The sequence below is a fragment of the Luteimonas sp. GW821-FHT14E02 genome, assembly GCF_058803905.1.
In genome coordinates this window covers 674,759-696,673 of record NZ_JBXAPK010000001.1, presented here as the reverse complement: position 1 = coordinate 696,673, position 21,915 = coordinate 674,759, and the positions used below count along the sequence as shown (strand labels likewise).

21 protein-coding genes are annotated in these 21,915 nt (G+C 63.5%); 7 read left to right on the top strand and 14 right to left on the bottom strand.

Annotation, left to right across the window (positions count from 1 at the left end):
- Nucleotides 1–219: 219 nt before the first annotated feature.
- On the bottom strand, nucleotides 220–2,178 hold the full coding sequence (gene acs, locus AC1RNP_RS03045; protein ID WP_493049765.1) for an acetate--CoA ligase: 1,959 nt from the start codon (nucleotides 2,176–2,178) through the stop codon (nucleotides 220–222).
- A 189-nt stretch (nucleotides 2,179–2,367) separates the two neighbouring features.
- On the opposite strand from acs, the gene AC1RNP_RS03040 reads away from it, so the two are divergent.
- The gene (locus AC1RNP_RS03040) at nucleotides 2,368–3,807 is read left to right on the top strand and encodes a DcaP family trimeric outer membrane transporter (protein WP_493049764.1); all 1,440 of its coding nucleotides are present in this window, start codon (nucleotides 2,368–2,370) and stop codon (nucleotides 3,805–3,807) included.
- Nucleotides 3,808–3,818: 11 nt separating this feature from the next.
- Nucleotides 3,819–5,477, top strand: a complete 1,659-nt coding sequence (locus tag AC1RNP_RS03035; RefSeq protein ID WP_493049763.1) for an MFS transporter — start codon at nucleotides 3,819–3,821, stop codon at nucleotides 5,475–5,477.
- 52 nt (nucleotides 5,478–5,529) lie between these two features.
- Here the strand turns inward: AC1RNP_RS03035 and AC1RNP_RS03030 are convergent, their stop codons facing one another.
- From AC1RNP_RS03030 to AC1RNP_RS03020, 3 genes are all read right to left on the bottom strand, one after another.
- Nucleotides 5,530–7,650, bottom strand: coding sequence for a TonB-dependent copper receptor (locus AC1RNP_RS03030; protein WP_493049762.1), 2,121 nt, complete (start codon nucleotides 7,648–7,650; stop codon nucleotides 5,530–5,532).
- A 66-nt stretch (nucleotides 7,651–7,716) separates the two neighbouring features.
- A complete protein-coding gene (locus AC1RNP_RS03025; protein WP_493049761.1) occupies nucleotides 7,717–8,130 on the bottom strand; it encodes a DUF2946 family protein in 414 nt (137 codons plus the stop codon).
- A gap of 86 nt (nucleotides 8,131–8,216) precedes the next feature.
- A complete protein-coding gene (locus AC1RNP_RS03020; RefSeq protein WP_493049760.1) occupies nucleotides 8,217–8,819 on the bottom strand; it encodes a rhodanese-like domain-containing protein in 603 nt (200 codons plus the stop codon).
- On the opposite strand from AC1RNP_RS03020, the gene AC1RNP_RS03015 reads away from it, so the two are divergent.
- Nucleotides 8,818–9,720 (top strand): alpha/beta fold hydrolase, encoded by a 903-nt coding sequence (locus AC1RNP_RS03015; protein WP_493049759.1) that lies wholly within the window; start codon nucleotides 8,818–8,820, stop codon nucleotides 9,718–9,720. The genes AC1RNP_RS03020 and AC1RNP_RS03015 overlap by 2 nt on opposite strands.
- 85 nt (nucleotides 9,721–9,805) lie before the next feature.
- Nucleotides 9,806–11,047 (top strand): MFS transporter, encoded by a 1,242-nt coding sequence (locus AC1RNP_RS03010; protein ID WP_493049758.1) that lies wholly within the window; start codon nucleotides 9,806–9,808, stop codon nucleotides 11,045–11,047.
- A gap of 82 nt (nucleotides 11,048–11,129) precedes the next feature.
- On the opposite strand, the gene AC1RNP_RS03005 is transcribed toward AC1RNP_RS03010, so the two are convergent.
- The 4 genes from AC1RNP_RS03005 to mqo all read right to left on the bottom strand — a co-directional run bounded on the left by AC1RNP_RS03005 (nucleotide 11,130) and on the right by mqo (nucleotide 14,866).
- A complete protein-coding gene (locus AC1RNP_RS03005; protein WP_493049757.1) occupies nucleotides 11,130–11,531 on the bottom strand; it encodes a hypothetical protein in 402 nt (133 codons plus the stop codon).
- A gap of 176 nt (nucleotides 11,532–11,707) precedes the next feature.
- On the bottom strand, nucleotides 11,708–12,556 hold the full coding sequence (locus AC1RNP_RS03000) for a class I SAM-dependent methyltransferase (protein WP_493049756.1): 849 nt from the start codon (nucleotides 12,554–12,556) through the stop codon (nucleotides 11,708–11,710).
- Complete coding sequence (locus tag AC1RNP_RS02995; RefSeq protein WP_493049755.1) at nucleotides 12,553–13,026, bottom strand: SRPBCC family protein; 474 nt, start codon at nucleotides 13,024–13,026, stop codon at nucleotides 12,553–12,555. Before AC1RNP_RS02995 ends, AC1RNP_RS03000 begins: the two co-directional genes overlap by 4 nt.
- Nucleotides 13,027–13,147: 121 nt before the next feature.
- Nucleotides 13,148–14,866 carry a malate dehydrogenase (quinone) gene (gene mqo / locus AC1RNP_RS02990; RefSeq protein ID WP_493049754.1) on the bottom strand — a complete coding sequence of 573 codons (1,719 nt, stop codon included), beginning with the start codon at nucleotides 14,864–14,866 and terminating at the stop codon, nucleotides 13,148–13,150.
- A 249-nt stretch (nucleotides 14,867–15,115) separates the two neighbouring features.
- Here mqo and AC1RNP_RS02985 point away from each other — a divergent pair, with 249 nt between their 5' ends.
- Nucleotides 15,116–15,571 carry an Rrf2 family transcriptional regulator gene (locus AC1RNP_RS02985; RefSeq protein ID WP_493049753.1) on the top strand — a complete coding sequence of 152 codons (456 nt, stop codon included), beginning with the start codon at nucleotides 15,116–15,118 and terminating at the stop codon, nucleotides 15,569–15,571.
- A gap of 106 nt (nucleotides 15,572–15,677) precedes the next feature.
- The gene (locus AC1RNP_RS02980) at nucleotides 15,678–16,691 is read left to right on the top strand and encodes an MBL fold metallo-hydrolase (RefSeq protein ID WP_493049752.1); all 1,014 of its coding nucleotides are present in this window, start codon (nucleotides 15,678–15,680) and stop codon (nucleotides 16,689–16,691) included.
- 144 nt (nucleotides 16,692–16,835) lie between these two features.
- On the opposite strand, the gene AC1RNP_RS02975 is transcribed toward AC1RNP_RS02980, so the two are convergent.
- The 4 genes from AC1RNP_RS02975 to AC1RNP_RS02960 all read right to left on the bottom strand — a co-directional run bounded on the left by AC1RNP_RS02975 (nucleotide 16,836) and on the right by AC1RNP_RS02960 (nucleotide 19,063).
- Entirely contained in the window at nucleotides 16,836–17,222 is a 387-nt protein-coding gene (locus tag AC1RNP_RS02975) for a VOC family protein (RefSeq protein ID WP_493049751.1), read from the bottom strand.
- A gap of 56 nt (nucleotides 17,223–17,278) precedes the next feature.
- On the bottom strand, nucleotides 17,279–17,815 hold the full coding sequence (locus AC1RNP_RS02970; protein ID WP_493049750.1) for a DUF4199 domain-containing protein: 537 nt from the start codon (nucleotides 17,813–17,815) through the stop codon (nucleotides 17,279–17,281).
- A gap of 106 nt (nucleotides 17,816–17,921) precedes the next feature.
- A complete protein-coding gene (locus AC1RNP_RS02965) occupies nucleotides 17,922–18,335 on the bottom strand; it encodes a helix-turn-helix transcriptional regulator (protein WP_493049749.1) in 414 nt (137 codons plus the stop codon).
- Between the two features lie 74 nt (nucleotides 18,336–18,409).
- Nucleotides 18,410–19,063, bottom strand: coding sequence for a TetR/AcrR family transcriptional regulator (locus AC1RNP_RS02960; RefSeq protein WP_493049748.1), 654 nt, complete (start codon nucleotides 19,061–19,063; stop codon nucleotides 18,410–18,412).
- A 487-nt stretch (nucleotides 19,064–19,550) separates the two neighbouring features.
- On the opposite strand from AC1RNP_RS02960, the gene AC1RNP_RS02955 reads away from it, so the two are divergent.
- Complete coding sequence (locus AC1RNP_RS02955) at nucleotides 19,551–20,270, top strand: MipA/OmpV family protein (RefSeq protein WP_493049747.1); 720 nt, start codon at nucleotides 19,551–19,553, stop codon at nucleotides 20,268–20,270.
- Nucleotides 20,271–20,300: 30 nt separating this feature from the next.
- Here AC1RNP_RS02955 and AC1RNP_RS02950 read toward each other — a convergent pair whose 3' ends face one another.
- Together AC1RNP_RS02950 and AC1RNP_RS02945 are read right to left on the bottom strand one after the other, a co-directional pair.
- Nucleotides 20,301–20,597, bottom strand: a complete 297-nt coding sequence (locus AC1RNP_RS02950; protein WP_493049746.1) for an EF-hand domain-containing protein — start codon at nucleotides 20,595–20,597, stop codon at nucleotides 20,301–20,303.
- A gap of 89 nt (nucleotides 20,598–20,686) precedes the next feature.
- Nucleotides 20,687–21,892, bottom strand: coding sequence for a DesA family fatty acid desaturase (locus AC1RNP_RS02945; protein ID WP_493049745.1), 1,206 nt, complete (start codon nucleotides 21,890–21,892; stop codon nucleotides 20,687–20,689).
- Between the last annotated feature and the right edge of the window lie 23 nt (nucleotides 21,893–21,915).

Genomic DNA, 21,915 nt, shown 5'->3' with positions numbered 1-21,915 from the left:
AAGAAATGAACTCGGCCGCGTAGCGGACGAAACGCTTTTGCTTTCCAACAGCAAAGGCAAAGGCAAAAGCAAAATGGGTCCCAGCTTCCGCTGGGATGACGGAAAGACCGAGGGTATGGATTCCCGCCTTCGCGGGAATGACGAGCAAAGGCGATGTCCATGGATACCCGCCTGCGCGGGAATGACGAAGAAAAGAGCCTGGCGTCCCGAACTGCACGATTACTCGCTAGGCACACGCCGATTCTTGACCAGCGCATCGACAACAGCAGGATCCGCCAACGTCGTCGTGTCCCCCAACTGATCCGGCGCATTCTCCGCGATCTTCCGCAAGATCCGCCGCATGATCTTCCCCGACCGCGTCTTCGGCAGCCCAGGCGCCCATTGCAGATGATCGGGCGAAGCGATCGGCCCGATCTCCTTGCGCACGTGCGCGATCAGCTCCTTCACCAGCGCATCGCCGCCTTCCTCGCCCGCCACCAGCGTGACGTAGGCATAGATGCCCTGCCCCTTGATGTCGTGCGGGAACCCGACCACCGCCGCCTCGGCCACCTTTGGGTGCGACACCAGCGCGCTTTCCACCTCGGCCGTGCCGATGCGATGCCCGCTGACGTTGATCACGTCATCCACGCGCCCGGTGATCCAGTAATAACCATCGGCATCGCGCCGGCAGCCGTCGCCGGTGAAGTAGGTACCGGGATAGGTCTTGAAATACGTGTCGATGAAGCGCTGGTGATCGCCGTAGACGGTGCGCATCTGCCCCGGCCAGGAATCGAGCAGTACCAGATTGCCCTCGGCCTCGCCTTCCAGCTGCTTGCCGTTGGCATCGACGATCGCGGGACGGATGCCGAAGAATGGCTTGGTCGCCGAACCGGGCTTGGCATCGATCGCGCCGGCCAGCGGCGTGATGAGGATGCCGCCGGTCTCGGTCTGCCACCAGGTGTCGACGATCGGGCAGCGGCCATCGCCGACGACGTCGTAATACCAGCGCCAGGCCTCGGGATTGATCGGCTCGCCCACCGTGCCGAGCAGGCGCAGCGACTTGCGCGAAGTCTTTTTCACCGGTGCTTCGCCCTCGCGCATCAGCGCGCGGATCGCGGTCGGCGCGGTGTAGAACAAGGTGACCTGATGCTTGTCGATCACCTGCCAGAAGCGCGAGGCGTCCGGATAGTTCGGCACGCCTTCGAACATCAGCGCGGTGGCGCCGTTGGCGAGCGGGCCGTAGACGATGTAGCTGTGGCCGGTGACCCAGCCGACGTCGGCCGTGCACCAGTAGATGTCGTCTTCCTTCAGGTCGAACACGCAGGCATGCGTGTAGCTGGCATAGACGAGATAGCCGCCGCTGGTGTGCAGCACGCCCTTCGGCTTGCCGGTGCTGCCGGAGGTGTAGAGGATGAAGAGCGGATCTTCGGCGTTCATGCGCTCGGGCGGGCATTCGGCCGGTTGCGGATCGACCACGGCATCGAACCAGCGGTCGCGCGGCATCTGCATGTCGACGGCGCCGCCGGTGTGGCGCACGACTAGCACCGTTTCGACGGAGTGGGTACCCGGCAGCTTCAATGCGGCGTCGACGTTGGCCTTGAGCGGAATCTTCTTGCCGCCGCGCACGCCTTCATCGGCGGTGATGATCAGTTTGGACTGGCAGTCGGCGACGCGATCGGCGATGGAATTCGGCGAGAAGCCGCCGAACACGACCGAATGCACGGCGCCGATGCGCGCGCAGGCCAGCATGGCGACCGCGGCATCGACGATCATCGGCAGATAGATGGTGATGCGATCGCCCTTCTGGACGCCGAGGTTGCGCAAGGCGTTGCCGAGCCGGCACACGCGAGCGTGCAGTTCGCGGTAGGTGACGTGCTGCGAGGGCGCGTTGGGATCGTCCGATTCCCACAACAGCGCGGTCTTGTCGCCACGCTGGTCGAGATGGCGGTCCAGGCAGTTGACGCTGACGTTGAGTTCGCCGTCGGCGTACCAGCGGATGTGGAAATCGGTCAGGTCGTAGCTGACGTCGCGGATCTGCGTGGGCTTGCGTTCCCATTGCAGGCGCTCGGCGACCTTGCCCCAGAACGCGTTGGGGTCCTGGACGGATTCGGTGTAGTCGCGCTCGTAGTCGGCGCGCTTGATGCCGGCCTGGGCGGCGAAGGCATCGGGAACGGGGTAGACGGCGGGGATGTCGGTCATCGGGATGGCGGGTGAGGACGGTGCTTGCGCCAGTGTGCCGCAAGCAGGGGCAGGAAGGGTTAGACCTTCGTCTAGTGCTTCGCTTTTTTGGGTCGCCGCGATTCGACCAATGGCGAATCGACGCCATCTTCACACGCGCGCAACCTTCGGTACGACGGGCCCGATACGAGGCCCACCGGAGGGAATTCCATGACGATGCCGACTGCTGTTGGCAGGCGCCTGCCTGTCGTCGTACCGACTCGCCGCGTCCTCGCGGCATCTGTGCTGATCGCATTGCTGGCGCCGGGTGTGGCGCTGGCGCAAACCGCCAAGGAGCGCGAACTCGAAGCGCGCGTGGCGCAGCTGGAAAAGATGGTGCAGCAACTGATGTCACAACAGCAGCAGACGCAAGCCACCGTCGCCGACACGCAGACGCAGCTGACCGAGGTGAAAACCGCGCAGGCGCAGGCACCGGCCGCGCCCGCGGCACCTGCCGGCAAGCAGCCGATTCAAAGCTCCACGATCATGGCGAGCGCGAATCCGGGCACCACCTTCAGCTATGGCGGCTTCATCAAACTCGATGCGTCGGTCACCAGCACCAACGACGGCGACATCGCCGACGGCACCGTCGGCCGCCTGTTCTACGTGCCCAAGGCCATCCCGGTCGGCGGCGGACACACCAAGGAAGGCGGCGCCGATACCGACATGGGCGCCTACTTCTCGCGCTTCTGGTTCGGCGCCGACACCCAGCTCGACAGCGGCGACAAGCTGAAGGCCTATCTCGAATTCGACCTGTTCGGCGGCGGCACCACCAGCTTCACCGGCAACGAAGTCGCCACCAACACCTACGCGCTCACGCTGCGCCACGCCTACGTGACCTGGAACAAGTGGCTGGCCGGCCAGACCTGGTCCAACTTCCAGGACACCAACGCGCTGCCCGACACCGTCGATTTCCTCGGCCCCACCGAAGGCACCGTGTTCGTGCGGCAGGCACAGCTGCGCTACACCAGCGGGCCGTGGTCGTTCTCGATCGAGAATCCGGAAACCGTGTACACGCCCTACCAGGGCAACATGGCGCAGATCCAGGGCGACGACGGCGCGATGCCCGACGTGACCGCGCGTTACACGATGAAGGGCGACTGGGGACATTTCAGTGTCGGCGCGCTGGCGCGGCAGCTGAAGTACCAGACCCCCAATGTCCCCGGCGCGCATGACAGCACCACCGGTTATGGCCTGAGCCTGTCGGGCAAGTGGAACGTCGGCGCCAGCGACGACATCCGCTACATGATCACCGGCGGCACCGGCATCGGCCGCTACATCGGCCTGGCGCTGAACAACGACGCGGTGCTCGATGCCGACGGCGATCTGGAGAACATCGACGTCATCGCCGGTTTCGTCGGCTGGCGCCACGTCTTCAGTCCGAAGCTGCGCGGCAACCTCTTCTATTCGCGCGCCGAGTACGACAACGAAACCTCGCTCACCGGCTTTGGCATCACCAAGTCGGCGCAGTCGGCGCACATCAACCTGATCTATTCGCCACTGCCGAAGCTCGATGTCGGCGCCGAACTGATCTGGGGCCAGCGCGAAATCGAAAGCGGCGACCGCGGCGACCTCAATCGCCTGCAGACGCACGTCAAATACAACTTCTAAGGGGAACGCGCATGTCCACCATCACCGCAAACGCACCGGGCACGCCGCTGACCAAGGGCCACAAGAAGGTCATCTTCGCCTCCAGCCTCGGCACCGTGTTCGAGTGGTACGACTTCTATCTGTACGGTTCGCTGGCCGCGATCATCGGTAAACAGTTCTTCGGCGGCCTCAACGAGACCAGCCAGTTCATCTTCGCCCTGCTCGCCTTCGCCGTCGGTTTCGCGGTGCGGCCGTTCGGCGCGCTGGTGTTCGGGCGCCTGGGCGATCTGGTCGGGCGCAAATACACCTTCCTCGTCACCATCGTGATCATGGGCCTGTCGACCTTCCTCGTCGGCATCCTGCCCAGCTACGCCACGCTCGGCTTCGCCGCGCCGGTGATCCTGATCCTGCTGCGCCTGTTGCAGGGTCTCGCGCTCGGTGGCGAATACGGCGGCGCGGCCACCTATGTCGCCGAGCACGCGCCCGACGGCAAGCGCGGCTTCTACACCAGCTTCATCCAGACCACGGCCACGCTCGGCCTGTTCCTGTCGCTGCTGGTGATCTGGGCCTGCCGCAACTACTTCGGCAAGGAAACGTTCGAGGCCTGGGCGTGGCGGCTTCCGTTCATCGTGTCCTTTATCCTGCTCGGCATCTCGGTGTGGATTCGCCTGCAGCTGTCCGAATCGCCGCTGTTCCAGCAGATGAAGGCCGAAGGCAAGGGTTCCAAGGCGCCGATCACCGAAAGCTTCTTCACCGGCAACGGCAAGCTGGTGCTGCTGGCCCTGCTCGGCGCCACCGCGGGCCAGGGCGTGGTGTGGTACGGCGGACAGTTCTATTCGCTGTTCTTCCTCACCAAGACGCTGGGCGTGGACGCCAACACCGCCGACATCCTCATCGCCATCGCGCTGGCGATCGCCACCGGCGGCTTCGTCTTCTTCGGCTGGCTGTCGGACAAGATCGGCCGCAAGAAGATCATCATGGCCGGCTGCCTGCTGGCGGCGATCACGTACATCCCCACGTTCAAGGCGCTCACGCACAGCGTCAACCCGGCGCTGGAAGCTGCGGTGGCCGCCTCGCCGGTGACGGTGAATGCCGATCCGGAGCGCTGCGCGTTCCAGTTCGATCCGGTCGGCAAGAAGACCTTCAAGCAGTCCTGCGACATCATCAAGGCGGCGCTGGCGAAGAAGGGCATTCCCTACACCAACACCACCGCACCGGCCGGCAGCCTCGCCACCGTCTCCATCGGCGGCACCACGCTGACCAGCTTCGAGGGCGAAACGCTCGACAGCGCCGCGTTCAAGACGCAGTCCGAGGCTTTCGGCAAGCAACTCAGTGACGCGCTGAAGGCCGCCAGCTATCCGGAGAAGGCCGATCCGGCGCAGATCAACAAGCCGGTGGTGGTCGCGCTGCTGACCTATCTCGTGCTGCTGGTGACGATGGTGTACGGCCCGATCGCGGCCTGGCTGGTGGAACTGTTCCCCACCCGCATCCGCTATACCTCGATGAGCCTGCCGTATCACATCGGCAACGGCTGGTTCGGCGGCTTCCTCCCCGTCACCGCGTTCGCGATCGTGGCGGCCACAGGCAATATCTACTCCGGCCTGTGGTATCCGATCGTGTTCGCGCTGATGACCTTCGTGATCGGCTCGCTGTTCCTGCGTGAGACGAAGGACGTCGACATCACCAAGTAATCCTGCTGCCCCAATCCCCTCTCCCGTCAGCAGGAGAGGGGCTTTTTTGGGCTCAGTACGAGTAGGTCAGCTTCAACCAGCCGGTGCGTCCTGGCTCGTGGATGCGCACCGGATCGGCCGGATAGCCGAAATCGGCGCTGCCGGAAAGATTCAGATGCTCGCTGTAATCGCGATCGAAGAGATTGTCGATGCCGGCCGTCAGCAACAGGCGTTCGTCGAAGCGATAACCACCGTTGATCGCCATCGTGACGAAACCCGCGCTCTTGCCGAGATCACGGCCGACCACATTGCCTTGGCCGATCGAAACACGATCCTGCTCGGCAACACCGCGCAGCAAGGCGCCGAACGACCAGGTGCGGTTGTCGTAGGCCACTGACAACCGCGCATCCAGCGGCGGCATCTGCGGTAACGGCGTGTTCGAGTCTCGGTTCTCGCCCCAGGCATAAGCAAGCGTGCCTTCGAGCTTCCAGTTCGCCGCCGGCCGGAATTCAATGCCGGCCTCACCACCGCGAATGGCCGCATCGACGTTGGCGACGCTGCTCGTCGCCCCCATCATCCCGCCTTCGTGATAGGTGAACAGAATGTAGTCACGAATGCGACCGGCATAGGCCGATATCCACGCCGACACGCGCGTACCGCGATATTGCAGACCGAGATCGAGTTGCGTGGTCTTTTCCGGCGCGACGCTGGCGAATGCGTTGACGGCATCCTCAGGCCCCATGTTGGGCGAGAACAGCTCCCAGTAATCCGGCATACGTTCGGCATGGCCGATGCCGGCGTACCAGGTCAGCGATGGATTGGAGAGCGTCTGTTCGAAACGCAGGAACCCGCTGCGCAATGTTTCGCGCCGCGTTTCGCCTGCGGTCGGGTTCGGCATTCCCATCATCCCGACGCTCTCACGCTCATCGCGCACGCGCGCACGGTCCACGCGCGCACCCGCGACCAGGCGTTCGTGCGGGGTGATGCGCCAGGTCGCCTCCGAGAACACGCCGAAGTTGGAGAAGTTGGCATCCGTCTGCCACGGCAGCTTGCGCACGCTGTCGCGACCCATCGCGTTGCGTTCGCGGTGGCGGCTGCGCTGCGTGTCCAGCCCGGTCACGATGTCCCACTGCCCCAGCTTCCACGTAGCGGCCGCGCGGCCGCCCGTGGTGTGGCGATCCACGTTGGAGGCCATCGCCATCGCCATCGGCCCCATCGGGTTGGGATCGCGCAGGGTGTAGTTGTCCATCACGTGATCGGCGTCGTTGGAATAGGCATTGGCCTCGATCGCATCGAGCACACCGCCGAGGTTTTTCTTCTCGAACCGCAAGGCGTAGCTGCTGCGCCGGAACTGCACGCCGTCCATGCCACGTCCGGCATAGCGCGCCTCGCCGTCGCCCGCGCCGATGCTGGCTTCCAGCAACGTGTCGCGATCCGGTGTCCAGCCGAAGCTCGCGTCCGCGCTCCATTTCTTCCACAGCGAGGGCACGAGTTCGCCGTTGCCATCGCGGTAGTCGTCGGCCTGCGAACGGTTGGCGCCGATTCGCGCATAGACGGTGGGCGTGCCGGCGGTCGCGTCGATGGTCTGATCGTTGCGCCCGTTCGCGCCCGCGAGCAGGCTGCCGCGCAGGCGCACGCCCGGCGCATCGAACACTTCGGGTTCGCGCGTGAAGCGCACCGTGCCCGCGGAAGCGCCCGGCCCCCACTGCACTGTCTGCGGCCCCTTGATCACGATGAGGCGATCGTAGGTTTCCGGCGCCACGTAGGACATCGGATTGTCCATGCGCGCCGGACACGCACCCGGCATCGCGCCATCGTTGCTGAGCAAGTTCAGGCGCGAGCCGAACATGCCACGCAGCACCGGATCGCCATTGCTGCCGCCGTTGCGGATCGCGGTGAAGCCCGGAATGGTTTTCAGGTAATCGGCGCCGTCGCTGGCCGGAACGGGCTGTCGTGGCAGGCGCGGATCGGTTTCGAACACCAGTGGCGCCGTCGGCGCGGCGGCGGTCACCACGACGGCATCGAGCATGCGGGGATCGGGTGTGTTCGAGCCGGGTGTGTTTGAATCAGACAAGGTCTCTTGCGCCAGCACCGGCACCGAAAGCACGCAGGCGATCGCACCGGCAAGTACAAGACGACCGGCGATATGCGCCGGCAGCGGCGAACGCGTCGCCGCATCGAAGGAAGTCGACATGGAATCTCCAAAATCACAAGACGCACGGCATGCGAGGCCGCGCGGAGTCAGGAACGGGCTTGTGTTTCAGAGAACGAGTGGCGGACCTCGCGAACCGAGTCCGTAGGGCAGGAACCATTGCGGCACGCATGCGCGCCACATCGACGGCAACAGCCGCGTGGTCGCATGCAATCCCAGCAGCGCCAGCCACAACACCGCCACGACCAGCGAGGCCAGCAGTGGGCAGTATTCGCAATCGAAGCCGTCGTGCCCATGCGACGACCGGTCGTGCGCATCACCATGCTGCGTATTTGCCGCGCCGAACAGCGCGAGGTCGACGTACTTCAATCCCGCCGTGGTACAGATCGCCCCAAAACCGCTTGGCATATCCTGCGCCACCGGCTGCAACAAACGGCCCGCTGTCGGCAGCAACGCCAACAACAGCATGGCCAACAAGGCCAGGCGTTGCATGGTGGCATGGAGGGCGCGGGATCGAAGCACCCGCGCATTCTAGAGGGGAAGACGATGTCATGCGCTGGATGCGCATGAGACATTTTGTCACGTCGTCTTGATGGGGCCGCCGAAACTTATCGGGTTTCGTATCCCGCGCGCTTCCAGCTTTTGAATCCGCCTTCCAGATTGACCGCCTGATAGCCGGCCTGGTTCAAAAGATAAGTGCCTTTGGGGCCGATGGTGACGCCGTCTCCGCAATACACGACCACGGCCTTGGTCCTGGCATCCGCCAGCGATCGCGGGATCGCGGTTTCCAGCGCGGACAGCGGCACGGAAATCGCGCCGGGGATATGGCTTTCGCCATAGGTTTTGGGACCACGCACGTCCACGACCACGGCGCCCTGGTCGATCAGCTGTTTCGCGCGCGCCACCGGAATCGAGGTGACGTCGAAGGTTTCCGAAACCCCCGCGCGCAATACGAAGAAGGCGATGATCAGCATCGCAACCAGAGTCATCCAGAGCTGATGGTCTTTGCGTACTGCCACAGGTCTGTTCATGCCGCCTCCTGGCGTGAGACCTATCCCCTGATACAGCCCGTGAGACAAGGCCGCTGTCGCTTCGCTGATCCGCTCGATTCCCCGCACTGAAATAGTAGACGATCCCCGCGCGCCCGCAAAGACTGCCGCGAACGCCCGAAATTCGCTAAAAACACCGGCCATTCTCGAGGTGATGACCATGCGTCCAACCGAAGCGCTTCCCGCGTTCAAGAGCGATGAGACCCGGCAACGGTACTTGGCGGCCTACGATGCGGTGCTCCGGGATTGGCCGGTTCCTTACGAGGCACTCGATGTTCCGACACGATGGGGATCCACCCACGTCATCGTCAGCGGTTCGCCGGATGCGCCGCCGCTCGTGCTGCTTCCGAGCTTCGCCGCCACGGCCACTGTCTGGCGTCTCAATATCGAGGCGTTGAGCCGCCGCTATCGCACGTATGCGGTCGATGTGATCGGCCAGCCCGGCAAGGGATGGGCGAACCGGCGTCTGCGCGATCGCCATGAATACGCGCAGTGGCTCAGCGAATTGTTTGACGGCCTCGGCGTCCGGCGCGCATCGATCGTCGGCTGCTCCTTCGGTGGCTTCCTGGCATTGAATCAGGCGTCGCTGGCGCCGGAGCGCATCGATCGCGTGGTGCTCATCAGCCCGGTCGGCACGTTCGCCTCGCAGTTCTGGAAACTGATCTACTCGGCGCGGATCAAGCGCCCGCTGGTGAATCTGCTGCGTCGCCTGACGCGCAGCAAGCAAACGGCCAGCATGGCCGACCTCGGCATCCGGCCACGCGACATGAAATGGGCGGTCTTGATGGGAGTGACGATGTCCGGCGCGTTCTCGCAGGTGAGTGTCATCAAGCCCGCGGTACTCGGCCGCCGCGAATTGCATGCGATTCGAGCCCCTGCCTTGCTGCTCATCGGCGATGCGGAGCGGCTGTACGAGCCTCGGGAGATGCTGGCGCGGGCACGCAAGCGAATGCCGGCGCTCGAAGGCGCGGTCGTGCCAGGCGCCGACCATATCGCTGCGATGGCACAGCCGGAGGACGTCAACGACTGGATCCTGCGGTTCTTGCAGACGGACGGCGGCTAGGCCGTCCACTGGCGAGATCCAAAAGATGTCGATTTCCGGCGCGCTGCTTCGTCGTGGAAGAAACCCAGCAGGAAATCCATCGCTCATGAATACGTCCAAGACCGATTCCGTCCCTTCCCTGGATCGCAATTGGGCCCTGGTCGCGGCCGGCGCATTGATCGGATGCGTATTCATCGGGGCCGTGTTTTCGCTGGCGGTGCTGTTGCAGCCGATGAGCACCGCCACCGGCTGGTCGCGGGCCGGCCTGTCCAGCGCGATGACCCTGGCCTTCCTCAGCATGGGCTTCGCCGGCCCCGCCTGGGGCGCGCTGAGCGACCGCTTCGGGCCGCGAGTGGTGGTGCTGGCCGGTTCGCTGCTGCTGGGGCTGGCCTGCCTGCTGGCGAGCCATGCGGGCAGCCTGTTGCAGTTCCAGCTGACCTACGGCGTGCTGCTGGGCGTGGCCGCGGCCAGCTTCTTCGCGCCCGTGATCGCCGCCACCGCGGCGTCTTTCGAGCGGCGCCGGAATCTGGCCATCTCGCTGGTATCGGCCGGCGTGGGGATGGCGCCGATGACGCTCTCGCCGCTGGTGGCCTGGCTGGTCAGCCACTACGACTGGCGCGTGACCTTGCAGATCGTCGGAGGGTTGACCTGGGCGCTGACCTTGCCGGCGATCTGGTTCCTGCGCACCGTGCCCGCGCACGCGATCGACGCCACGAACGGAAGCGCCGCTCCGGCGATGACCGTCGGGCAGGCGCTGCGCTCCAGGGCCTTCATCGTCCTGGGCGCGGCGTTCTTCGCCTGCTGCGCCGCGCACTCGGGGCCGATCTTCCACACCGTGAGTTATGCGGTCGGTTGCGGCCTGTCCGTGACCGCCGCCGTCACCATCTACAGCATGGAAGGCGCGGCGGGACTCGGCGGACGATTGCTGTTCGGCCTGCTCGCCGACCGGCTCGGCGCCAAACCGGTCCTGGTCGCCGGTCTGCTGATACAGGCCTTCGCCGCGGCGGCCTATTTGAGCGTGAACCAGCTCGACGGCTTCTACGCGGTGGCAATCGTCTTCGGCATGGCCTATGGCGGCACCATGCCGCTGTATGCCTCGCTGGCGCGCGATGCGTTCAGTCCTCTCATCCTCGGCACCGTGCTGGGCGCGGCCACGCTGCTCTCCAGTCTCGGCATGGCGTTCGGGCCGCTGATCGGCGGCTGGCTGTACGACCGCTATGGCAGCTACACGTGGCTGTACATCGGCTCGATGGCGGTCGGTCTCGCGGCGGCGGCGATCGCGTTGTTCTTTCCATCGGCGCCGAGATCAAAGGGCGGTGGTGAACTCAAGCCTGTCTTGCAGGAGTGAGCGGCGTTCGTGCGCCCGAGGAGATTCAGGACTCCTTGTCTGAATCTCCCGGTGATAACCGCCGATATTCGCGAGTTTTCGGTTATGGCAGCTGGGCGGACGAATTGCCCACGCTCAAGCTCGTGCAGGTATCCACATTCTCGCCCATCGTCACGGTGATGAAAGAAGCGGGTGTGATCGAACGAACCGTCGCGATGATGTCCGGGTCCGTGGAGGAACAATACATTCCATAGAACTCTCTTTCCTGCGCATGACAATAGGCCGTCACTGTCTTGGCGGGAGTTGTTTTGACGCTGATCCAACAGCCGATGTATTGGTGCTTATCCGGAGCATTGCGCGCGCCGGTAAGCGTGCCTGTCGCGGTATAGGAATTATATTGATAAGTGATGGACACGGGCCACGGATTGCTATTGCCCGCATGCGCGGTTGTGCTCAGAAGCATGAGTCCACTCAGAACCAATGCGGGGATCTTGAAGCCATTCATTGTTGTCTCCTTGGGTTGTGTTGAACACGCCAGGACGTGACCTGCCGGTCACTTCCGGGCCGAGGCGATCAGGCACTCCCCGCCATACTCGGAATCAACGTCGAAAAAGGATCAATCCGTTTGCGTGCACCAAGGAATCCGGGACCGTCCCGGGAAGGGGCAAGCGAATACCGCTCTTAGCGACTGCGAAACACGGCAAGCGTGTCGGTGCCGGATGCATCGAGCCTCTTGAGCCATGGCTCGCGCGCCACGATTTCGGTGCAGGGCCCAAGCGTGCAGATGCGAATCTCGCGAGCGACAGTCTCCTGCCGGAGAGCAGCCAGCATCTCGCTCAACATCGCGCCATTGAACGGCGTATACAGATGGAACACCGTTCCCATCGACAAATCGGCTTCGCGCGCATCCTGCCGGAGGAACGTCACGCCGGACAGATTCAGCTCGCTCGCGCAACGTCGCGCGCAATCGACATAAGCCGCTTCCCATTCGATGCCGATACAACGGGCACTTGTGCAGATGGCGACGAGGAGCGACACATGCCCCAGGCCAGAGCCAAGATCGATCAACACATCCCGCTCTGAAATCCCGGCGCGGCGAATCAACTCAAAGATCTGGCGCGCAGGAGTCGGCTGATAGAACACCATCTCCTCGTGCGGCGCCTCACCATCGGCAGCGGGCTCCTCCAGCTGCAGGACACCGCTGAGCAGCGCATCGAGAGGGTCATAACGTTCGCCATCGAGCTGAAGCTTCGCAGGTGCATCGGAAGTGGCTTCGCGCGCCCATTCGAGCAAAGTCTCCGCGCCCATGCCGCACTGTATCTCTTGGCGGATTGATTGATAGAGCTGTTGATTGGCCTCTTCAAGACCCGCAGAAAGCGCTTCTATCCTGCCCTGATATTCCCGAGGCGCGAACGCAAGATAGTTTTCGAGGCGATCCAGCACTTCCAGGCGTTGACGCAGCCTATCCGGCTCGAACAAGGAGCGATCACGTTCCAACTCGCCCATCCAGGCGTGCAATCGTTCGATCACGCTTGCGGAACCTCCGCTGTTTCGCAAAAACACTTCAACACCACGAGCGTGGTGTCCCAATAAAAATCGAGATGACCGTACACCGCCCGATCCGCCAGATTGCCGAGCACGAGCACCAATCGCGTCCCGTCCGCCGAGGGCGCCAGGGAGAACGAAAAGATGGCGTGATTCCGGGGCACATCCGGAAGCATGCGCCGCGAGAGTGTGTTCCAGTGCGTGTATCGAAGCCTGCGTTCGGGTTCGAACGCCTGCACGACGCCATGGTTCTCGAACCGCAACCTGCCATGCAAGACGCCACGCAAGAGAATCGGACCGCCGACCTCCCAACGCGTCTCCACCTCCAGCGGCTCGTCGGACATCCATGCCGGCATGCAGCGCGGATCGGTGAGCGCGCGCCAGACGAGTGACGGCGGCGCGTCGATGTCGATGGTCTTGGTGATCGTGTCAGGAAGTTCGGGATCGGTTGTCATCACGGAACATCGGATGGCGGCGTGCGTATGAGGGTTTGGTCATCCGGACCGAATCCAAGCCCTGCTCCAGCAGACAACACGCCGTCACATCGTGACCAGGCATCGTCATCCACGCAGAGAATCAGAGCGACTGCATCTCCTTGTTGCCTTCGTCGCGCTTGTCCTCAGGCACCAGCTCCGGCTGGGACTGCACCCTTGGTTCCGCGGCCGGGGTCGGTTGCAGGCCTGCATCCGGTGCTTCGGGCACTTCGATGAAAGGCAGCTGCAGTGTCTGGCTGGTCATTCGCCGGATGCGGTTGGTCAGCGCCGCGCTCTTGTTGAGCTCCTGGCCGTAGCTGGGGACGATCTCGGCGATGCGCGTCTGCCAAGGCCCTTCCATCTGCGCGGGAAAGGCCTGTGCCAACAACTTGAGCATGATCGGCGGCGAGGTCGATGCGCCGGGCGAAGCGCCAAGCAGGGCTGAAATCGTGTGGTCCTTGTCGGTGACGATTTCCGTGCCGAACTCCAGCGTGGCCTTGCCTGTTTCGGGATTGCGCTTGATGATCTGAACGCGCTGGCCCGCGGTGATCAGCTGCCAGTCCGCGCGCTTGGCCTTGGGGAAATATTTGACCAGCTCGGCCTGACGGTCATCGTCGTCGAGCGCGGCTTGCTGCATCATGTACTTGACCAGATCCAGGTTCTCCTCGCCGACGCGCAGCATCCCGCCCACGTTGTCGTGGTTGACCGAGGAGTACAGGTCAAACCACGACCCTTCCTTCAGGAACTTGGTGCTGTAGAGCGCAAACGGGCCGAACAGCACCACCGGCTTGCCTTCGAGCTTGCGCGCATCGATATGCGGCACGGACATCGGTGGCGATCCGGTTTCGGCCATGCCGTACACCTTCACCTGATGGCGGTTGGTGATGGCCGGATCGCGGAACGCGAGGAACTGCCCGCCCACCGGGAAGCCGGCATAGTCCTTCGACTCCGGAATGCCGGACATCTGCAGCAGCTTCAGCGCGGCGCCACCGGCACCGATGAAGACGTAGCGGGTTTTGATCGTCTGCTCGCGCCCGTCGCGCAGGTCCTTGACGGTCACATCCCAGGTCTTGTCGTCATTCTGGGAGAGACCGCGCACCTCGTGCCGCACATGCAGCCGGAAGTTGGGACTCTTGCGCAGGGCGTCGGCCAGTTGATGGGTGATCACGCCGAAGTTCACGTCTGTGCCGAGCGGCATGTAGGTCGCCGCGACTTTCTGCTTGGGATCGCGCCCCTCCATCACCAGCGGTGCCCAGCGCTGGATCTGCGCCGGATCGGTGGAAAACTGCATGCCGTAGAACAGCGGATTCCTGATCAGCGCGGCGTGGCGCTTGCGCAGATACTCGATACGATCCTCGCCCCAGACGAAACTCATGTGCGGCGTCGGATTGATGAAATCCGTGGGCTTGCCCAAACGCCCGTCGCGGACCTGGTACGACCAGAACTGTCGCGAGACTTCGAACTGCTCGGCGATGCCCACCGCCCGCTTGGTCTCGATCGACCCGTCCGGCAGCTCGGGCGTGTAGTTGAGCTCCGCGAAGGCCGAGTGACCCGTGCCCGCATTGTTCCAGCCGTTGGAACTCTCCAGCGCCACATCGTCGAGTCGCTCGTACAGGTGGATTGTCCAGCTTGGCTCCAGCTCCTGCAGGAAGGTCGCCAGCGTGACGCTCATGATGCCGCCGCCGACCAGCACCACATCCACCGGACGTTCGTTCTGCGCCTCCGGCGACGCGGGCTTGTAGAGCGGCCAGTAGAGAAACAGCGCCGCGCCCAGGACGAGGACCACCACGACGCCGACGAACCACTTGAGAAATCGTTTCACGATGCTTGTACTCCGCTCATCGGCCACATCGGGTCAGGCCACGATTGGACCACCACGATGCATGGTCGCACACGCGACACCGCAGGACTTTGGACGATTGCGCCCACTCATCGAACTCACCGTATCGCCTGTTTCGGGGCCGCGACGATGCTGATCTTCTGGCCGTTTTGCGAAAGTGAATATCGCGGCGGCTATGATAGCTTTCAATAAAAGCTGCTCTCTAGAAACACCGCCTTCCTGAGATCTACCGTGTCCACTTCCTCCCGCTTCGCGGTCGCCATCCATATTCTGACTGTGATTGCCTTGTTCCAAGGCAAGCCGGTGCGATCGGAAGTGATTGCGCGCAGCGTCAACACCAACCCGACGGTAGTGCGGCGCCTGCTTGGCATATTGACCGATGCGGGCCTGACCAAATCGCGAATGGGCCTGGGTGGCGGGGCATTGCTAGCGAAGCCCGCCAGCCAGATCACATTGCTCGATGTCTATCGCGCGGTCGAGGAGCCCTCCTTCTTCTCCTTGCATCGGGACGGGCCATGCCAGACCTGCCCGATTGGCATGAACATCACGCCTGTTCTCGAAGCAGAGTTCGGAAAAGCGGCCGAGGCTATGGAACGCACGCTTTCCAAGAGCACCATTGCCGATGCGGCGCGGAAGATCAAAGCCAGCGCAGGGGATGCGCTCACGCGCTTTCTGGCTCGCCACTGAGCCGAATGTCTTCTTGTGGTTTCGCCAAGAGTGATCTTCACCACATTTTCATGTGTATCTAAGTAAGTTACACAGCATCAATTTCAGATCATGCCAGGGGCTTTTAATGACAACCCGTCTTCGCGGCATTGCTGTGCGTGCGATCGCCGTTGCTGCATTACTAGTAATCGCCGGTGCGCATGCCGTCGACAAGAAACCATCCGCGCCGCGCACGAATTCAAAAGAGGGCAGCAACATGACGGCAACTCTCGCCTATGAAACCTTCGTTTCGGACGGCCTCGCTCGCGCAACCGCCCGCCTGCCAAGTGGGGGGACCATCTATTCCTCGCCGATCACCTCGACGCTGATCTACGGCAAGACCGACGCGGTCCTGGTCGACACGCCAATGAGTACCGAACAGACGCGCAAGGTCGGCGACTGGATTGAAAAATCCGGCAAGCATCTGAAGTTCATCTACATCACGCACGGTCATGGCGATCACTGGTTCGGTGCCAAGCAATTGGCAGACCGCTTTCCCGGCGTTGTCGTGTATGCCACGGCAGGCTCCATCGCGATGATGCATCAACAGGCGACGGAGGGCCGCAAGAACGTTTGGGATAAAGACTTCCCGGGCCAGATCGGCGAGTCGCCCGTATTGGCGGAACCGGTGCCGATCAAAGGTTTCGTGCTGGAGGGGCACTTGCTCCAGCCCATTGAAGTCGGACATACGGATACCGATGACACCAGCGTCCTCCATGTCCCTTCGCTGGGCCTGGTCGTCGCAGGGGATGCTGCCTACAACGGCGTCCACCAGTACCTGCTCGAAAGCGGTCACGGCGGTCTGGACGCTTGGTTGAGGGCGATCCGCAAGATTGAGGCGCTCAAGCCGCGCTTTGTCGTCGCCGGACACAAGAACAAGGCTTTGTCGGATGATCCCAAGATTCTTGAAGAAACCAGCCGCTATCTGCAGGACGCGAAACGTCTACTCGCCAAGAAACCTACTCCCCAAGCCTACTACGACCAAATGCTGGCGCTGTATCCGGATCGACTCAATCCGGGTCCGCTCTGGTATAGCGGTGTTGCTCTGTTGAAGCAGCAGGACGGCGATCAGTCCAAGGCCGCCGATATACACGAGCACTAATTCCCGGATTCGATCAGGGCATTCCCATGGCCATATCGATTGGACGGCCTGCAGCCGTCCAATCGACGCCCGCCGCTCTCGCCGCGGGAAAAAAGAATCTTGCGGGATCAGGCCGCAGATTCGTGCTGAAGCCGGTTATCCCGGTCACTGGCCCTCGGGTGGTTGCCAAAGCTCCACTTTGTTTCCTTCCGGATCGATGACCCAGGCGAACTTCCCGTACTCGGAATCGTCGATCTTCTCGAGCACGTTGCAGCCTTCTTCTCGCAAGACTTCAACCAGGGCGTGGAGATCCTCCACCCGGTAATTGATCATGAAAGTGGCGGCGCTGGGCGCGAACTGATCGCCTTGCGCTGAGCCAATGGACCAGACGGTTGTCCCGGCGACCGGCTTGCCTGCGCCGTCGGTCCAGGTGAAAGCCGTGCCGCCCCATTCCTGGACATCGATTCCAAGGTGCCGCTTGTACCAGGCCTGTAACGCCGGGGCGTCTTTGGCCTTGAAGAAGATGCCGCCAATGCCGGTGACTCGCTTCATAGGATCTCCGAAGTCGGATGGTGGTGAGGAAGAGTGTGTTTTCTGTTGATCAAGCTTCAACCCCGCCGCGCCGGCAGGAACCGGCTGTTTCGCAACAGTGCTGCCGAGACCAGCGACACCAGGACGCCGACCGGGAATATTTCCGTGAAGGTCATTGGCAGGCGAAACAGCGGGTCGGCGTACTGCACCTTGAACCTCGCCATGTCGGCGCTCAGTTTCGCCAGCGCCTCGGCGCTCGCGCCCTTCGTCCTTTCGCTTTCGATCATTGCCTGCGCATAGGTGCTGGCGAAATCCATGTGTGTCATCGCCTGCACCGCTTCCCACGCGATCACGTAGAAAATCCCGGCGATGAAGCTGACCCCCAGCCCGATCCCGAACGCCGGCCAGAACCCGATCACCCCACCCCGGTCCACGTCCCGGTGATGCTTGATCCCCACGAAAACCGCGCTCAGCGCGATCAGCATGGTCGTGTAGCCGATCAGCATGCCGTATTTCAGCGGCGGCATCCCGGAGAATCCGGCGAAGGTGCCGATCATGAATCCGCCGACGATCAAGCCCGCGATCACCCCGTACTTCAGGATGGTCCGCAACATGGTGTACTCCTCAGTGGTGGGGCAAGCCGCCATTGATCGCGATCCGGTGCCGTCAGGCAATCGCCCGAACGGGTGATTTCGGTGGATTCACCCGAAAAATCCGGTGTCAGGGCACGATCCCCAGCTCGCGCGCCCGGTGGATCGCCTCGGTACGCCGCCTCGCGCCCAGCTTCTCGAACAGCCGCGCCACGTGCGTCTTGACCGTGTTCGGGGAAACGTGGAGGTGCGCGGCGATCTCCTTGTTGGAGTGACCGGCGGCCAGTTCGTGCAGCACCTCCAGTTCCCGCTCACTCAGGCCCAGCGCCGTCTGCGCCTTCGGGTTGCCGTCGAAGGCGACCGGCGCCGGCGCGGCGAAGACCCGCACGCCCAAGACGATGCCCAGCACGAGGAAGGTGACCGCGACCAGGAACAAATAGATGTCACCCGAATGCATCCGCACCAGGCGTGCGTAGTCGAGCCACTGCAGGGCCAGCGTCCCCGCCGCCAACAGCACTCCATAGCCGACCACCCGCTTCCACATCCCCGCCTCCGCTCGCCCCTTGCGCGATCATCTTAGCGCCGGTCAGCGAGCGGCATGAATGCGCGGCTCACCGGTCAGGGCTCCAGAAGCTGGTGCAGCAGTTTGCGGTGCGTGCCTTTCATCCGCTCCACTTCTTCGGTGGCCGCGTCGCCAAATATCAGTGCTGCAACGGCCGCGTAGACGAACGGCGTCATGGCGAAATGGAAATGTTCACTGAGCAGGCCACGCTTCATGTGACCCATCGCCACCTGCTCATCGATGATGGCCTGCCGCTTTGCGCGATCGCCCAAGTTGGATTCATGCCATTTGGCCAGGATCCCGCCCGGGATGCGATGCCCTTCCGAAATGATCATCCGCAGGATGGCGAGGGCTTCGGGCGTGAAGGATGCGTAGGTCACATCGATCAGGTTGTCGATGAATCCCGGAACGTCCCGCGCGTCCCGCATCTGCGACCAGTTGCCTTGCGCCTTTCCCACCGAGGACAGGGATGCGAGCAGGGTCTCGAAGATTTCGTCCTTGCTGGAGAAGTGGACGTAGACATTGGCTTTTGAAATGCCCACGCGTTGCGCGATCTTGGAAATGCTCGTGGCGGCATAACCCTGCGTGCTGAACTCGGCCAGCGCCGCTTCCAGGATCTGCTTGCGACGGATCTCGGGGGAGAGCCGCGTTCTCTTCGCCTTTTGGCCGCCCCCCGCTTCGGGCCGTGTCGTCTCTTTCTTTGCCGTCATCACGCTGCTCCCTCGTTCGACTGCTCGCGTTCCCGGGACCGGAGGCCCAAGGTGTCTGCAACGCGGCAAGCGACGTCTCCCCCAGCCAGTGTAGTCGGTGGCGGCTCCCGCCCTCGGCGCTCCGCCGCGGCGGCCGATCGATTCGAGTCCTGTCCCGGCCAGCCCTGAAGCCCGGGTACGAGAAGGCGCCGCGGCCCGCGACCACGAAAGCCTGAACGTCCACCGACCGCTCCCGCCCCTTTAATGACCACTCGGTCATTATAGCGATTAGCATTCCTACTGTCCGCTCGGTCAGTAATCCCGCTCCCATCCGCCGCTTCTGCAGGTCGGAGGTGGCCGCCCGCGGTCAGGACAACCGACATCAGCTCGCCGGCCCCTCCATGGCCGGCCCCTATCGAGGATTTAAAAGATGCGTCATGAGGGATCCCACCGTTTTCCGCACAGCGCAGTCTGGGGGCTGTCCGGACTCCTTTTCGCTGGACTGGCCATGGCCATGCCCGCCCGCGCCCAGGAGGCCGAAGCTCCGGAAACGAACACCTCGCAATGGGGGATTGGCCTGGGCGCGGCCGTGATCGACCGGCCTTATCGCGGCTACGACAACGAAACGAAGGCACTGCCGATTGTCTATTTCGAGAATCGCTGGATGGAGCTCAACGCGGGGCGGTTCGATTTCAAGATCAACAAGAGCGACGACCTGAGCTTCCGTGTCCGGGCGCGCTACGCCCTAGATGGCTACGATCCCGACGATTCCGAATATCTGCGGGGAATGGAAGAGCGCGACGACAGCGTCTGGGCCGGCGCGGCGATCGTCTGGAACAGCCCGGTCGTGGACATCTCCGCCGAGTATCTGGTGGACGCCATGGACAAGAGCTCGGGCTCACGCGCCCGCATCCAGGCCGAGCGCCGCTTTGGCATGGGTCGCTTCGGATTGACGCCACGGCTGGCGGCGGAATGGGTCGACGACAAGTACGTCGACTATTACTACGGCGTCCGCCCGGAAGAAGCCACGCTGGCCCGCCCGTCCTATGCGGGCGATGCCACGGTCAATGTCGAGGCGGGCCTGCGTCTGGACTATTCCCCCGCCGAGCGGCATGCGTTGTTCCTGGATGTGGCCGCGACCGAATTCGGAGACGAGATCAAGGAAAGCCCGCTGGTCGAACGCTCCCGGCAAACCCGGGTGTCAGTCGGCTACCTGTTCCGCTTCTGAAGGTGCGCCGGCCATGCGCGCGTGGCCGTGTCACTGTGGCGGCGCGGCCAATTCGCGTGAATCCAGCGCCCCGTCATGATTGCGATCCTGGCGGGAGAAGGTGTCGGCGATGCGCGCGCGATGATCCTCGCGCGACACCGGCCTGCCCTTGCCGCCCGGAAGCTCGGCGCCACTGAGCTGGCCGTTGTGGTCGCGATCCATGGCGTCGAAGGCGTAACTCATCCAATCCTGATATTCGGCCAGCGAGACGCGGCCATCGCGATCGGTGTCCATGCGGGAGAGATAGTCGCCGGTGGCCTTCACCTGCGCCTGCGCGGCGCCCGCCATCGGCAAAACCGCACTCGCGAACAAGACTCCGCCCACGAAAAAGCCCGGCCAATGGCCGGGCTTCGTGCGTGCGTCACATGCGCGCATGCTTACGCGCGAGCGGGCAGCGAGTAGCCCTTCAGCCGCGCCGAATATTCCTGCAGGGCACGGATGCCGCTGGCCTCGGCCTCGCGGCACCAGGCCTGCAGGTTGTGCAGGGATTCGGAGGCGTTGTGGGTGCGCGCTTCGAGCAGCGCCGACAGGCGGGCGCGGTACTCGACCAGGGTGCGGATGCGCGGACGCTGGGCCACCCAGGTGCGCAGCTGTTCGCGCGCGTCCGGCTTCAGCCAGCGGCCGTCGTCGACCATGCCCTTGCGCAGCTTGCGCGGCAGCAGGGCGCGCAGCTTGGCGCCGGCGGCGCGGGCTTCCTCGCGCAGGGCCGGGGTCAGCACGTTGCGCTGGTAGTCGGTCATGGCCTGGAAGCGGTGGGCGAGCAGCGCCTTCATGGTGTCGCCATCCGGTACATGGATGTTGGGGCGCACATCGAGTGTGGGCGCCACGCGCAGCACCTTGGCCAGCTTCACCTTCTCGAGCAGCTTGATCGCGGCCCAGCCGATGTCGAACTCCCACTTGCGCAGGGCGAACTTGGCCGAGCTGGGGAAGGCGTGGTGGTTGTTGTGCAGTTCCTCGCCGCCGATCCACACGCCCCACGGGGTGAGGTTGGTGGCGGTGTCGGTGGTCTCGAAGTTGCGATAGCCCCACCAGTGGCCGAGGCCGTTGACGACGCCGGCAGCCCAGAACGGGATCCATGCCATCTGGATCGCCCAGATCGCCACGCCCTTGAAGCCGAACAGGGCGAAACTGATAAACAACAGGAACGTCGGCCCCATGGTGGCGAACGGGGTGTAGAGGTGGCGCTCGATCCAGTCGTTGGGCGCGCCCTTGCCGTACTGCTCGATGTCGGCGCGCTGGGCGCGCGCTTCGCGGTACAGCTCGACGCCGCGCCAGAACACGGTCTTGATGCCCTTGTACATCGGGCTGTGCGGGTCGTCCTCGGTCTCGCACTTGGCGTGGTGCTTGCGATGGATGGCCACCCACTCCTTGGTGATCATCGAGGTGGTCAGCCACGTCCAGAAACGGAAGAAGTGATTGAGCACGGGATGGAAGTCGACGCCGCGGTGCGCCTGGCTGCGATGCAGGTACAGGGTGACGGAGAAGATCGTCAGCTGGGTGGCGATCAGGAAGTAGATCACCAGGGTCCAGGGACCGGCCTGCGTGAGGCCGCCGGCGAGGAAGTCGAGCAAAGAGGTGGGCATTACAGCTCCAGGAACACGGTCAA

Excerpts from the sequence above, each read along its gene's own strand:
- acs (WP_493049765.1), bottom strand. The coding sequence starts at position 2,178 with ATGACCGACATCCCCGCCGTCTACCCCGTTCCCGATGCCTTCGCCGCC.
- AC1RNP_RS03040 (WP_493049764.1), top strand. The coding sequence starts at position 2,368 with ATGACGATGCCGACTGCTGTTGGCAGGCGCCTGCCTGTCGTCGTACCG.
- AC1RNP_RS03035 (WP_493049763.1), top strand. The coding sequence starts at position 3,819 with ATGTCCACCATCACCGCAAACGCACCGGGCACGCCGCTGACCAAGGGC.
- AC1RNP_RS03030 (WP_493049762.1), bottom strand. The coding sequence starts at position 7,650 with ATGTCGACTTCCTTCGATGCGGCGACGCGTTCGCCGCTGCCGGCGCAT.
- AC1RNP_RS03015 (WP_493049759.1), top strand. The coding sequence starts at position 8,818 with ATGCGTCCAACCGAAGCGCTTCCCGCGTTCAAGAGCGATGAGACCCGG.
- AC1RNP_RS03020 (WP_493049760.1), bottom strand. The coding sequence starts at position 8,819 with ATGGTCATCACCTCGAGAATGGCCGGTGTTTTTAGCGAATTTCGGGCG.
- AC1RNP_RS03010 (WP_493049758.1), top strand. The coding sequence starts at position 9,806 with ATGAATACGTCCAAGACCGATTCCGTCCCTTCCCTGGATCGCAATTGG.
- AC1RNP_RS03005 (WP_493049757.1), bottom strand. The coding sequence starts at position 11,531 with ATGAATGGCTTCAAGATCCCCGCATTGGTTCTGAGTGGACTCATGCTT.
- AC1RNP_RS02995 (WP_493049755.1), bottom strand. The coding sequence starts at position 13,026 with ATGACAACCGATCCCGAACTTCCTGACACGATCACCAAGACCATCGAC.
- AC1RNP_RS02980 (WP_493049752.1), top strand. The coding sequence starts at position 15,678 with ATGACAACCCGTCTTCGCGGCATTGCTGTGCGTGCGATCGCCGTTGCT.
- AC1RNP_RS02975 (WP_493049751.1), bottom strand. The coding sequence starts at position 17,222 with ATGAAGCGAGTCACCGGCATTGGCGGCATCTTCTTCAAGGCCAAAGAC.
- AC1RNP_RS02970 (WP_493049750.1), bottom strand. The coding sequence starts at position 17,815 with ATGTTGCGGACCATCCTGAAGTACGGGGTGATCGCGGGCTTGATCGTC.
- AC1RNP_RS02965 (WP_493049749.1), bottom strand. The coding sequence starts at position 18,335 with ATGTGGAAGCGGGTGGTCGGCTATGGAGTGCTGTTGGCGGCGGGGACG.
- AC1RNP_RS02960 (WP_493049748.1), bottom strand. The coding sequence starts at position 19,063 with ATGACGGCAAAGAAAGAGACGACACGGCCCGAAGCGGGGGGCGGCCAA.
- AC1RNP_RS02955 (WP_493049747.1), top strand. The coding sequence starts at position 19,551 with ATGGCCATGCCCGCCCGCGCCCAGGAGGCCGAAGCTCCGGAAACGAAC.
- AC1RNP_RS02950 (WP_493049746.1), bottom strand. The coding sequence starts at position 20,597 with ATGGCGGGCGCCGCGCAGGCGCAGGTGAAGGCCACCGGCGACTATCTC.
- AC1RNP_RS02945 (WP_493049745.1), bottom strand. The coding sequence starts at position 21,892 with ATGCCCACCTCTTTGCTCGACTTCCTCGCCGGCGGCCTCACGCAGGCC.